Source organism: Vibrio genomosp. F10 str. ZF-129, assembly GCF_000287055.2.
GTDB lineage: Bacteria > Pseudomonadota > Gammaproteobacteria > Enterobacterales > Vibrionaceae > Vibrio.
On record NZ_AJYQ02000038.1, the window covers coordinates 1 to 12,381 of the forward strand.

At 43.8% G+C, this 12,381-nt stretch carries 10 protein-coding genes; 9 read left to right on the top strand and 1 reads right to left on the bottom strand.

Annotation, left to right across the window (positions count from 1 at the left end):
• The first annotated feature begins 605 nt into the window (after window positions 1-605).
• The 9 genes from A1QO_RS04965 (at window position 606) to A1QO_RS05005 (ending at window position 10,899) form a co-directional block, all read left to right on the top strand.
• On the top strand, window positions 606-1,334 hold the full coding sequence (locus A1QO_RS04965) for a response regulator (RefSeq protein ID WP_017041140.1): 729 nt from the start codon (window positions 606-608) through the stop codon (window positions 1,332-1,334).
• 2 nt (window positions 1,335-1,336) lie between these two features.
• Window positions 1,337-2,782: an ATP-binding protein gene (locus A1QO_RS04970; RefSeq protein WP_017033965.1), complete on the top strand. Its 1,446-nt coding sequence runs from the start codon at window positions 1,337-1,339 to the stop codon at window positions 2,780-2,782.
• Between the two features lie 157 nt (window positions 2,783-2,939).
• Complete coding sequence (locus A1QO_RS04975) at window positions 2,940-4,202, top strand: ABC transporter substrate-binding protein (protein WP_017033964.1); 1,263 nt, start codon at window positions 2,940-2,942, stop codon at window positions 4,200-4,202.
• Window positions 4,203-4,348: 146 nt separating this feature from the next.
• Window positions 4,349-5,272 (top strand): carbohydrate ABC transporter permease, encoded by a 924-nt coding sequence (locus A1QO_RS04980; protein WP_017033963.1) that lies wholly within the window; start codon window positions 4,349-4,351, stop codon window positions 5,270-5,272.
• Window positions 5,269-6,126 carry a carbohydrate ABC transporter permease gene (locus tag A1QO_RS04985; protein WP_017033962.1) on the top strand — a complete coding sequence of 286 codons (858 nt, stop codon included), beginning with the start codon at window positions 5,269-5,271 and terminating at the stop codon, window positions 6,124-6,126. The genes A1QO_RS04980 and A1QO_RS04985 overlap by 4 nt, the downstream gene beginning before the upstream one ends.
• A 5-nt stretch (window positions 6,127-6,131) precedes the next feature.
• The gene (locus A1QO_RS04990) at window positions 6,132-7,244 is read left to right on the top strand and encodes an ABC transporter ATP-binding protein (RefSeq protein ID WP_017033961.1); all 1,113 of its coding nucleotides are present in this window, start codon (window positions 6,132-6,134) and stop codon (window positions 7,242-7,244) included.
• A 509-nt stretch (window positions 7,245-7,753) separates the two neighbouring features.
• On the top strand, window positions 7,754-8,749 hold the full coding sequence (locus tag A1QO_RS04995; RefSeq protein WP_017033960.1) for a DctP family TRAP transporter solute-binding subunit: 996 nt from the start codon (window positions 7,754-7,756) through the stop codon (window positions 8,747-8,749).
• A 77-nt stretch (window positions 8,750-8,826) separates the two neighbouring features.
• Window positions 8,827-9,534, top strand: coding sequence for a TRAP transporter small permease (locus A1QO_RS05000; protein WP_198927272.1), 708 nt, complete (start codon window positions 8,827-8,829; stop codon window positions 9,532-9,534).
• A gap of 3 nt (window positions 9,535-9,537) precedes the next feature.
• The gene (locus A1QO_RS05005) at window positions 9,538-10,899 is read left to right on the top strand and encodes a TRAP transporter large permease (RefSeq protein WP_017033958.1); all 1,362 of its coding nucleotides are present in this window, start codon (window positions 9,538-9,540) and stop codon (window positions 10,897-10,899) included.
• Between the two features lie 111 nt (window positions 10,900-11,010).
• Here A1QO_RS05005 and A1QO_RS05010 read toward each other — a convergent pair whose 3' ends face one another.
• A complete protein-coding gene (locus A1QO_RS05010) occupies window positions 11,011-12,357 on the bottom strand; it encodes a sigma-54-dependent transcriptional regulator (protein ID WP_017033957.1) in 1,347 nt (448 codons plus the stop codon).
• Between the last annotated feature and the right edge of the window lie 24 nt (window positions 12,358-12,381).

The window sequence follows — 12,381 nt, forward strand, 5'->3', positions numbered from 1 at the left end:
ACCTATCTAAGCCTCTGCCTTGTCTAAATAACCATCAAGTTGCTGCAAAATCAGCTCGAAAGATCAACTCGCCCTAGTTTCTGTCATAAAAAGTTAACGTTAATGTGGTTGTGAAATTTTCGTAAATTCATCATATTGTAATGACACTGTCATACAAACTCGGAGCGTTTATGGAACAACATCAAGAAATGATTCAACCTTCTAACCTCGGCGTCGTTAGCCGTACTTGTTTATTTTCATTATTCTCTGTTTTGAGCATCCTTTTAGTCATCTCGTGACCATTGAATTGCGAGTAGAGTGAACGTCTAAAAATGGGTGAATCCGTTACAAGTTCAAATCAATTAAGATAGCCATAACCAGGAGAAGCCTATTATGAATGCGTTGTCATTTTAGGTACATTCTCTCACTTTAAAACACCTTCTTTATTGCTGTTCTCTACTTCTTCATCATTTTTTCCTGCCATTTCCCATCGGGTCCCCAATCGTCGTTTTATCGAGATGTGATCATGGTCTGTGACAGATTCAAAATTTATAAAGCTATCAATAAGCCTCATCTTGACTAATCTATACACTATGTAAAACATTTGTTAGTAGTAGGTAACCTAGATGCACGCGAAAGCACACATCCTAGTCGTTGATGATGATGTAGAAATTCGAGAGTTGCTTGATGAGTATTTGAATAAATCCGGTTTTAGTGTTTCAACCGTTGAGGATGGCAAATACTTACATGAGTATATCGAGAAGCAGGGCTTTCCTGATTTAATTTTATTGGATGTCATGCTTCCAGGCGATGATGGCTTTACTCTGTGCCAGCAGTTAAGAAAAACCTCAACCGTTCCCATTATCATGCTGACGGCTGTTTCCGATGAAACGGATCAAATCATTGGCTTAGAAATAGGGGCAGATGATTATATTGCCAAACCGTTTAATCCAAGGCAGCTTGTCGCAAGGATTAAGGCGGTGTTGCGTCGCGCTCAGATTGCTCATGAGCCACCCAGTGATGCTATGCCCAAGACTATTGTGTTTGGCGATTGGAGCTTAGATACCTTGGCTCATCGAATTGTTAATCTAGACAATCAACAATCGCATGATTTATCTGGAAGCGATTTTGCCTTACTGATGTTGTTTCTAAGCAGGCCCAACGAGATACTTGATAGAGATACCATTTCTTTTGCGACCAAAGGCAGAGAATCGTTACCTTTTGAACGGGGTATCGACGTTCAATTAAGTCGGTTACGGAATCGATTGGGAGATAGTGCTAAGTTTCCACATTACATAAAAACGATGCGCGGTAATGGCTATCTATTAGCTGTCCCAGTTTCCTGCGGTGGTTAATAATGAGCTCACCGCTTCAATTAAAACCCAATTCTTTAGTTGCTAGAACACTCTGGCTCACATTACTTGCTGTGGTTATTGCGCAGGGTATAGCGACGTCAATTTGGTACTTTGAGTCAAAACAGAAAGAAGTAGAAGGTATTCACTCGGCATCTTCTAGTATGGCTACTATGTTTGCATCGACAGTGACCTTCTTTCAATCCCTTCCTGTTAACTATCGACACATTGTTCTAGACCAAATACGTAATATGGGGGGAACCCGTTTTTTTGTGTCGTTTAATAAAGAAAAGCTATTGGTTGAAGGCATTCCAAATACTCGTCTAAAGGCGGCTTCGGTCAGTGCGGTGACTCAAGTTTTAGAAGATAAGCTCAATAAAGTAAAATCGGTTTCGGTCGATTTTTCTCGCCCAGATAACCTGAGGTTGCTGAAAAATGATATTTACCTGAGTGATCTTCCCAAATCTTGGGCTCATCACACGTTGACTCTGGGCCCAATTAACCCACCGATACTGGTCGTCCAGATTGAATTGGCAACGGATGAATGGCTTTACATCGCGGCACTTCTTCCTGCTCCTTATGTCACCTTGCATGATACGATTTTGGGGCGTGAGCAGATCCTATTTTTGGTTCTATCGACTCTCATATTGCTTTTGCTTACCTACTTGCTGGTTAGGCGACAAGTAAAACCCTTGAAACGGCTAGCCAAAGCGGCCAATGAGATGAGTATGGACATCGATCAGCCTCCGCTGAGAGAAGAAGGGGCCAGTGAGTTAGTGACCGCTACCCGAGCGTTTAATCGCATGCAAAGTCGTATTCGACGCTATGTTTCTGATAGAGAGCATCTTTTCTCTGCAATTTCTCACGATTTGAAAACGCCGATTACTCGACTGAGGTTAAGGGCGGAATTACTCGAAAGTGACGTGAAAAGAAACAAGTTTAATAACGATCTTGATGAGTTAGAAATCATGGTCAAAGGGGCGCTGCAATGTGTTCGAGATACTGACCTGCATGAAAATAATGCGTATATCGACATCAATCATGCGATTCAATCGGTTATTGAGTCTCATAATCAATATGAGGAAAAAGTGTCATTTTACCCGATTGATCTGGGTACGATTGTGGCCAAGCCTCTAGCGATTAAAAGGGTGCTGACCAATATCATCGATAACGCGGTTAAGTATGGTGAGAGAGTGCAAGTTGTCACGACACAAACCGATGAATGGATCAAAATCATTGTGACTGATCATGGCCCAGGGATAGCAGAGGATAAGCTCGAAGCGGTATTTGAACCTTATTTTCGCATCGCCACAGACGAAGATGGTCATGGGTTAGGACTAGGAATTTGCCGCAATATTCTTCATGGACATGGTGGAGATCTCATTATTAGTAATCTAGAGAGCGGTGGTTTGAAAGCGCAAATCTACATTCCACGAGGTCTAGAAGTGTAATGTAACAAGATTGTTACATTGCGGTTACGGTTTGTTTCAGAACTTCGGCGATGATTGGTTAGACTTCCAGTATTCGAGTATGAATGCTCGTTTATTGTTGTTCAGTTAAGTAATGCTCTTAATGAGCAATGACTAATCCAATACATGGAAGATAATAATGAAAATGAATAAAACCCTACTTACCTTATCTCTTTTGTCTGCTGCCTCTCTGTCTGCTTCTTCACTGTCTCACGCTGGTGAAGTTGAAGTTCTTCACTGGTGGACCGCTGGTGGTGAAGCTAAATCCGCTGCTGTTTTAAAAGATATGATCGAGCAACAAGGTCATACGTGGAAAGATTTTGCGGTCGCTGGCGGCGGTGGTGAAAGTGCCATGACGGTTCTGAAAACCCGCGCGGTATCAGGCAATCCTCCTTCGGCGGCTCAAATTAAAGGGCATGATATTCAAGAATGGGGTGGATTAGGTTTTTTAACCTCTCTTGACGAAACAGCAAAGCAAGAAAAATGGGATGACATTCTTCCATCGGTTGTGACTAACGTGATGAAATTCGATGGTGAATATGTTGCCGTGCCGGTGAACGTTCATCGTGTAAACTGGCTATGGGCAAACCCTGAAGTCCTTAAAAAATCAGGCGTTGAAGTTCCGACTACGCTTGACGAGTTCTTTATTGCGGGCGACAAAATTAAGGCCGCTGGCTTTATTCCTTTAGCGCATGGTGGTCAGCCTTGGCAAGACGCGACGGTATTCGAGGCTGTTGCTCTTGAAGTGTTAGGCAGTGAAGACTACAACAAAGCGTTCGTGGACTTAGACATGAGCGTGTTATCTGGCGACAAAATGACGGAAGTGTTCACTAAGTTTAAGAAGATCCGTGATTACATCGACTCAAACTCTCCAGGTCGTGATTGGAACGTAGCGACATCTATGGTCATTAATGGTGAAGCGGCAATGCAAATCATGGGCGATTGGGCGAAAGGTGAATTTACCGCAGCGGGAAAAGTGCCGGGTAAAGATTACATCTGTGCACCAGCGCCAGGCACCAGCGGTCAATTCACCTTTAATATTGATAGCTTTGCGTTCTTCGAGCTAAGTGAAACGGCGAATCAACAAGCGCAGCAAGATCTTGCCAAAACCATTCTCACTAAAGACTTCCAAGAGGTCTTCAATCTTAACAAAGGTTCAATCCCTGTCCGTTTAGATATGGATATGTCGAAGTTTGATCAGTGTGCTTTAGACTCGATGGCAACCTTTAAAGAAAGTGCAACAACGGGCGATCTTGTTCCGAGTATGGCGCATGGTTTATCCACCACCAGCTATGCACAAGGTGCTATTTACGATGTCGTTACCAACTTCTTTAATGACCCGAAAGCCGATCCTAAAGAAGCCGCAGCGAAGCTCGCTAAAGCAGTTAAAGCAGCGATCTAACGTTTACCCTTAGCCTTTTGTTTATAAGGCTTTAGAAAAGACCCCCAGTGTGGATAGGCTGTCATGGCCTATTCATACTTTACCAACGCACGCACTGTCTTTTTCAACACTGCTTGTCTTGGTTGGTTATATAACAAGGAAACGTTATGGAGCATGTTTTGACTCAGTCAACAAAAAAACCAACAGTGAAGCCTAAATTCACCGATAGGTTACAACATTGGCTACCAAAGATTGTACTTGCCCCAACGATGCTCATGACAGTAGTGTGCATATACGGTTACATTTTTTGGACAGCGACTCTTTCATTCACAAATTCTCGATTTTTACCCAGTTTTAACTTTGTGGGCTGGGCTCAATACGAAAAGCTATTGGACAATGACCGTTGGATCACATCGATCACTAACCTCGGTCTTTTTGGTGGTCTGTTCATGTTGGTCGCCATTGGGCTTGGTGTACTGCTTGCTATCTTTCTTGACCAGAATATTCGCCAAGAAGGGGCGATTCGTACCATCTATCTTTACCCAATGGCGTTATCGTTCATCGTAACAGGTACCGCATGGAAGTGGATTCTTAATCCTGGATTAGGCATTGAAAAAATGATGCATGATTGGGGGTTCGTCGATTTCAAATTTGACTGGCTCGTCAATTCTGAAATGTCGGTTTATACCCTGGTGATCGCTGCGGTTTGGCAATCCTCTGGATTCGTCATGGCGATGTTCCTCGCGGGGCTTCGTGGTATCGATTCATCGATAATTAAAGCGGCGCAAATCGATGGTGCAGGTTTACCAGCCATCTACATGAAAATTGTTCTGCCGTGTTTACGCCCGGTCTTTTTTAGCGCCATCATCATCACATCACACATTGCCATTAAGAGCTTTGATTTAGTGACGGCCATGACTGCTGGAGGCCCGGGTTATTCATCGGATCTGCCAGCCTTGTTTATGTATGCACACTCATTTACGCGCGGCCAAATTGGTTTAGGTGCGGCGAGTGCAATGATGATGTTAGCGGGAATACTTGCGATTTTAGTACCGTATCTCTACTCCGAACTTAGGGAGAAAAAATCATGAGTAATCAGCTTAATGTGGGTCGACTGTTTATTTACTCGATTCTCATCTTCTTTTGCTTAGTCTATCTAATGCCTTTATTCGTCATGGTGATTACCTCATTTAAGACGTTACCTGACATTAAGGCGGGTAACTTGATGAGCTTACCCAAAGAGTGGGTGTTTGATGCCTGGTATAAAGCGTGGGATGGCGCTTGCACAGGAGTGAAATGTGAAGGTGTGAAAGGCTATTTTTGGAATTCATTTCAAATGGTGATTCCAGCTGTGGCTATTTCCACGCTATTGGGTGCTTTCAATGGTTACGTGGTGACGAAGTGGCAATTTAGAGGCTCTAACCTCTTTTTTAGTCTGCTTCTGTTTGGCTGCTTTATTCCATTTCAAGTGGTGTTATTACCAATGGCGGCGGTGCTTGGCAAGCTAGGATTAGCGAATACAAATACCGGTCTTATCTTTGTGCACGTTGTATACGGCATGGCGTTTACCACGCTGTTTTTCCGAAATTTTTATTTAGGCATTCCCGATGAGTTGGTTAAAGCCGCCAAACTCGACGGAGCGGGCTTTTTCACAATTTTCTTTAAGATTTTATTACCGCTTTCCACGCCGATTATTATGGTCACGGTCATCTGGCAGTTTACCGCCATTTGGAATGACTTCTTATTTGGTGTGGTGTACTCAGGCTCTGAAACACAACCTATTACTGTCGCGTTGAATAACTTGGTCAACACCAGTACCGGCATTAAGGAATATAACGTAGACATGGCCGCCGCTATCATTGCCGCGCTTCCTACCTTATTGGTTTATGTATTAGCAGGAAAATACTTTGTTCGTGGCCTAACGGCAGGATCGGTAAAAGGATAATTATTATGGCAACACTAGAACTGAAACAGATCCGCAAAACCTACCCAAAAGCGGACCAAGAAACATTGAAAGGCATCGATATTAGTATCGAATCCGGTGAGTTTTTGATTTTGGTTGGCCCTTCAGGCTGCGGGAAATCCACATTGATGAATACCATCGCTGGACTCGAAGATATTAATGAAGGTGAGATTGTTATTGATGGTACTGATGTCGCAAGCGTAGAGCCAAAAGACCGTGATATTGCGATGGTGTTTCAGTCTTATGCACTGTACCCAAATATGACGGTAAGGGGGAATATCGCGTTTGGTTTGAAAATTCGGAAAATGCCGCAAGTCAAAATCGATGCAGAGGTCAACCGCGTGGCTGAAATGCTGCAAATCGAACAGTTGCTTGACCGTAAGCCGTCACAGCTTTCGGGTGGACAAAGACAACGTGTGGCCATGGGGCGCGCACTGGCTCGTAGACCTAAGCTATATCTGTTTGATGAGCCTTTGTCGAATTTGGATGCCAAATTACGAGTTGAAATGCGCCATCAAATCAAGCGCCTACACCAAAAGCTCAACACCACCATAGTGTATGTCACCCACGATCAGATTGAAGCCATGACGTTGGCGGATCGGATTGCGGTCATGAAAGATGGTGAGTTGCAGCAGTTAGGGACACCTAAAGAGATCTACAACAAGCCGAATAATATGTTTGTTGCCGGTTTCATGGGGTCACCGTCAATGAACTTTATTAAAACGATGGTCGATCTCGATAACGAAGACAATCCGATTATTCGAGTTACCGGGTCAAATGATCAAGAGCATCATATAAAGCTACCTCAATCAATGCGCCAGCAAGATGGAAAAGAGGTGGTGATTGGACTAAGACCTGAACATATCAGTGACTCACAAGGTGAAGATACGACCGCCTCGACGCTGTTGGATTTAAAGCTAGAAGTTCTAGAGCCGACCGGGCCTGATACGATTGCCATGATTAAGGTGAATGACCAAGAGGTAGCGTGTCGTCTTTCACCAGAGTTTGAGGTGAGTGTAGGGCAGATGGCGCCTCTGCATTTTGACCTGTCAAAAGCGGTATTTTTTGATGCGAAAACAGAAAATCGGATTGATTTTTAACAAGGCTCAATGAATCGCAACCGTTCTAAAGTGCACCTTCCATTTGAGTGATGACCGATTTCAGATAGGTCATCAGCTTGAATGTTCGGGGGAGTATTCAAGCTGATTTTATACTTGGGATGGTGCACTTTACTCATGAATGTCACGAGTACAAAAAAGTGAAAGTGGGAGGATGACTCACTTTCACTTTTTTTGTTTGACGCTGTTGGGTAGTTCAAGCCGACCGTGCTAAGTGCTAAGTGCTAAGTGCTAAGTGCTAAGTGATTTCTGTTATGCGCTATGTGTCATTTACCCCCCTTTTGGCGATTTCAATGGGTCATTTTCCACACATTTATTTACATTTAGCTTAGGTAGAGAACTCAAATTCATCGTCATACACTGACTTCTTATTATTCAATCCCTTACCGATAAAGGCTTGAGCACAATTTGTTACAAACTGGCTTGTTAATTGCTCTATTAGAAGCATCAGCCCATAGATGGTGCTGTTTTATTACTAAGGAGAATAAATAATGTTTAAGCCTCTTACCCTGCTGTCTGTCTCTGCTCTGGCATTGACAAGTTTTAATGCTGCTGCGAACTGCGATCCGGGTGAAATCGTGATCAAATTCAGTCATGTAACCAATACAGACAAACACCCTAAGGGAATTGCTGCTTCGTTGTTAGAAGAGCGTGTAAACACGGAAATGAACGGTAAAGCTTGTATGCAAGTTTTCCCTAACTCGACACTGTACGATGATGACAAAGTGTTAGAAGCCATGCTAAACGGTGATGTTCAATTAGCGGCTCCATCGTTATCAAAGTTTGAAAAGTTCACGAAAAAGTTCCGTATCTTTGACTTACCGTTTCTGTTTGACGATGTGGAAGCCGTCGATCGTTTCCAAAATTCAGAGTCAGGTGACAAGCTTAAAAATGCGATGCAAAGACGCGGATTGCAAGGTTTGGGTTTTTGGCACAATGGCATGAAGCAAATGTCGGCTAACGTACCGCTCATATCTCCCAAAGATGCCGATGGCCTCAAGTTCCGAGTTCAGGCTTCGGATGTTCTGGTCGCTCAGTTTGAACAGCTTGGTGCAAACCCACAAAAAATGTCGTTTAAAGAAGTGTACGGTGGCCTTCAAACTAAGGTTATCGATGGTCAGGAAAATACTTGGTCAAACATTTACGGTAAGAAGTTCTTTGAAGTTCAAGATGGCACAACAGAAACTAACCACGGTATTTTAGATTACCTCCTTGTGACGTCGAATGACTTCTGGAAAGAACTGCCTGATGATGTTCGTGATCAGCTTGGTACCATCATCAAGGAAGTGACAGAGGCGCGTAACGCGAAATCTTCTGAAGTGAATCTTGCGAACCGTAACAACATTATTGAAGCGGGTGGTGAAGTTCGTACGTTAACCGATGCTCAAAGACAAGAATGGGTGACGGCGATGAAACCTGTTTGGAAGAAATTTGAGAAAGATATCGGCGCAGATCTTATTGAAGCGGCTATCGCATCAAATAATTAATCTCTCCTTTTTAAATGCCCACTCCATTGGTGGGCTTTGTTGTTTCTTGGCACTGGTTTTGGGTGCCACATTACCTGATGGATCTAAGCATGTTTGAGAAAGCAGGAAAAGTAACGGACGCGATAGAAGAAACCCTCATTGCTTTTTTCTTAGGCGCGATGACGTTACTCACATTTGCCAATGTGGTTTTTCGATACGCCTTTAATGACAATATTTTATGGGCACTTGAGTTAACGGTATTTATGTTTGCGTGGATGGTGTTAGTCGGCGCATCTTACGGCGTAAAAAAGCACTTTCATATTGGTGTTGATGTCATCATTAACATGGCACCAGAGAAGCTACGTAAAGTGTACGCTATGGTTGCGGTGACCAGCTGTCTCGCTTTTTCAATATTATTGCTTATTGGTTCGTGGAATTATTGGTACCCGTTTGCGACCGAGCGCGCGTGGTATGAAACCGACGATATTCCAATGCCAGAGATGCTTCAGTTTATGTCTGATTGGTTGAATGAAGGAGAACGTTACGAAAAACTGCCTCGTTTTATTCCTTATATGGCATTACCGATTGGCATGGCGCTATTGACCTTCCGATTTACTCAGATTGCGTTTCAGGTTTTTAGTGGAAAACTGGACCGAATGATTGCAGGTCATGAAGCGGAAGAAGATCTCGATGCTTTGAGAGCGGATGTGTTGGCGGGGAGTGACGATGATGCGATGGCGCCTTTGACTCCTGATTCGTATAAAAAATCGGATGTGAACGTGAAATCAAACGGCAAGGAAGACTAGAACATGGCCATGTTATTTCTATTTTTAATGGTAATCGCGTTCATGCTGATTGGCGTGCCAATTGCGATTTCTTTAGGTTTATCCAGTATCATTTTTTTATTGATACATTCAGATGCGTCTCTCGCGTCTGTGGCACAAACTCTGTTTAATGCGTTTGCCGGGCACTATACGCTACTGGCGATTCCATTCTTTATTCTTGCCTCGAGCTTTATGTCTACGGGTGGGGTAGCGAAACGTATTATTCGTTTTGCGATTGCGATGGTTGGTTGGTTCCGTGGTGGACTTGCCATGGCATCAGTCGTGGCGTGTATGATGTTTGCAGCCTTGTCGGGTTCTTCACCGGCAACGGTGGTCGCGATTGGTAGTATCGTTATCGCAGGTATGGTTAAAAATGGCTATACCAAAGAGTTCGCCGCTGGGGTTATTTGTAACGCGGGTACGTTAGGTATCTTAATTCCACCGTCCATTGTGATGGTTGTTTACGCTGCGGCAACCGATGTGTCTGTTGGCCGTATGTTCTTGGGTGGTGTGATTCCCGGCTTGCTCGCCGGTGTGATGTTGATGATTGCTATCTACATCACCGCGTGCATTAAGAAAATTCCAGCTCAACCGTTTGTAGGTTGGTCTGAAACCTTCAGCGCGGCAAAAGATGCGAGCTGGGGCTTATTGTTGATTGTCATTATTTTGGGCGGTATTTATGGGGGTGTCTTTACGCCAACGGAAGCTGCTGCAGTTGCTGCTGTGTACGCCTTCTTTATCGCCAACTTTGTGTATAAAGACATGGGGCCATTTGCGGATAAGACAAACACCAAACCTCTATTAGTGAAAATAGTGCAGACCTTTGTGCATAAAGACACTAAGGATACCCTTTATGATGCGGGTAAACTGACGATCATGTTGCTGTTTATCATTGCTAACGCCCTGATACTCAAACATGTACTGACGGAAGAACGTATTCCACAAATGATCACGGAATCGATGTTGTCTGCTGGATTAGGGCCAATCGCGTTTTTAATTGTGGTGAATGTATTATTGCTGATTGGTGGCCAGTTTATGGAGCCATCGGGGTTATTGATCATCGTTGCTCCGCTGGTGTTCCCAATCGCAATAGCATTAGGCATCGACCCGATTCATCTAGGTATTATGATGGTGGTGAATATGGAGATAGGGATGATTACACCGCCAGTGGGGTTAAATTTGTTTGTGACGGCAGGGGTGGCTAAGATGTCGATGATGAATGTTGTCAAAGCGGCTATGCCTTGGGTAGGTGTGATGTTCTTATTCTTAATTATTGTCACTTACGTGCCATGGGTATCCACCTGGTTGCCAACAACGCTAATGGGGCCAGAGATCATCACTAAATAGATCGGACTGGGTTCATAGGTTTATAGGTTTAATGGATCACAGGTACTCGTTGATATGGGAGCATGGATGATTGGATCATTTATGCTCCTCGTTGATTTCTAATAGTCGATATTAGTGTTCGTGTTTGTAGTCTTCCTTAACGAGTTGATAGCGCTGCATTTTGTCGTAGAGCGTTTTACGTGGCAGTTCAAGTAACGACATGGTTTCTTTGATACTGCCATTGGTTTGGATTAACGTTTGTTCGATGATGCTTTTCTCAAACTCATTGACTTGCTGGCTAAGTGAGGACTGAATCGTTTTTGATGAGTTGTTGTCGCCTAACTTTCCAAGTTGCCCAAGAAGTACGAATCGTTCTGCGGTGTTTCGTAATTCTCGAACATTCCCCGGCCAGTCGTGACTGAGTATTTTTGCTAATTCGCTATTAGGCAGTGACGTTGCTGCTTTTCCATAACGGGCAGCGGCAACCAACAGAAAGTGATGAAATAGCGTAGGGATGTCTTCTTTCCGTTCGCGCAAAGGGGGTAAATCCAGTGTGACAACATTTAACCGGTAGTATAAATCTTCACGAAACTCGCCTTGTTGTGCGGCTTGTTTTAAATCCACCTTAGTCGCCGCTATCACTCGAATATTCAGCGAATGCAGTGTATTTGATCCAACGCGTTCAAACTGCCTTTCTTGAAGCACCCGAAGTAGCTTTATCTGGGCTTGCATCGGCATCGACTCTATTTCGTCTAGAAATAAGGTACCATTATGCGCGTGTTCTAGCTTGCCTGTTCGGTGATGTTCAGCCCCGGTAAATGCGCCTTTCTCATGTCCGTATAACTCACTTTCAATCAAGTTTTCTGGTACAGCGCCACAATTGATAGCGACAAAGTTTTCTTCGCGTCGGTCGCTTTGTTCATGTAAAGAACGAGCCACAAGCTCTTTTCCTGTGCCAGTTTCACCAAATAACAATATGTCGGCTTGGGTGTTTGAAATGTGGCTAATCGTATCGCGTAAAGTGCGGATGGTTTGAGTCTCGCCAATGATACGAGGGCCAAGCGTTTGGCTGGCCTTTAACGATCGTTTTAGTGTTTCATTTTCTAATGTTAAGTTGCGCTTCTCGATGGCTCGGCTGATGGTTTTGATTAACCGGTCGGGTGAAAATGGCTTTTCGATAAAGTCATAAGCGCCGGTTTGCATCGAAGCAACGGCCATGGATATGTCGCCGTGCCCTGTGATCAAAATAACAGGAATATCTGGCTGTTGTTGGATTATGGTTGTCAGTAAATTTTCCCCAGAAATGCCAGGCAGACAAATATCACTAACAATCACTTTAGGAGGGCCATCGGCTTTGAGGGCGATCAGGGCTTCCTCTGCAGATGAAAAGAATCGAGCAGTGAGCTCTTCCAACTCAAAGCTTTGTTCAATTGCGATTCGAATATCTACTTCATCATCAATGAAAAAAATGTCGACCATTAGTGTTCCTTAGTATCTATACGT

Bases quoted from the DNA above. Each gene is read 5' to 3' on its own strand.
- A1QO_RS04965 (WP_017041140.1), top strand. From the start codon at position 606: ATGCACGCGAAAGCACACATCCTAGTCGTTGATGATGATGTAGAAATT.
- A1QO_RS04970 (WP_017033965.1), top strand. From the start codon at position 1,337: ATGAGCTCACCGCTTCAATTAAAACCCAATTCTTTAGTTGCTAGAACA.
- A1QO_RS04975 (WP_017033964.1), top strand. From the start codon at position 2,940: ATGAAAATGAATAAAACCCTACTTACCTTATCTCTTTTGTCTGCTGCC.
- A1QO_RS04980 (WP_017033963.1), top strand. From the start codon at position 4,349: ATGGAGCATGTTTTGACTCAGTCAACAAAAAAACCAACAGTGAAGCCT.
- A1QO_RS04985 (WP_017033962.1), top strand. From the start codon at position 5,269: ATGAGTAATCAGCTTAATGTGGGTCGACTGTTTATTTACTCGATTCTC.
- A1QO_RS04990 (WP_017033961.1), top strand. From the start codon at position 6,132: ATGGCAACACTAGAACTGAAACAGATCCGCAAAACCTACCCAAAAGCG.
- A1QO_RS04995 (WP_017033960.1), top strand. From the start codon at position 7,754: ATGTTTAAGCCTCTTACCCTGCTGTCTGTCTCTGCTCTGGCATTGACA.
- A1QO_RS05000 (WP_198927272.1), top strand. From the start codon at position 8,827: ATGGATCTAAGCATGTTTGAGAAAGCAGGAAAAGTAACGGACGCGATA.
- A1QO_RS05005 (WP_017033958.1), top strand. From the start codon at position 9,538: ATGGCCATGTTATTTCTATTTTTAATGGTAATCGCGTTCATGCTGATT.
- A1QO_RS05010 (WP_017033957.1), bottom strand. From the start codon at position 12,357: ATGGTCGACATTTTTTTCATTGATGATGAAGTAGATATTCGAATCGCA.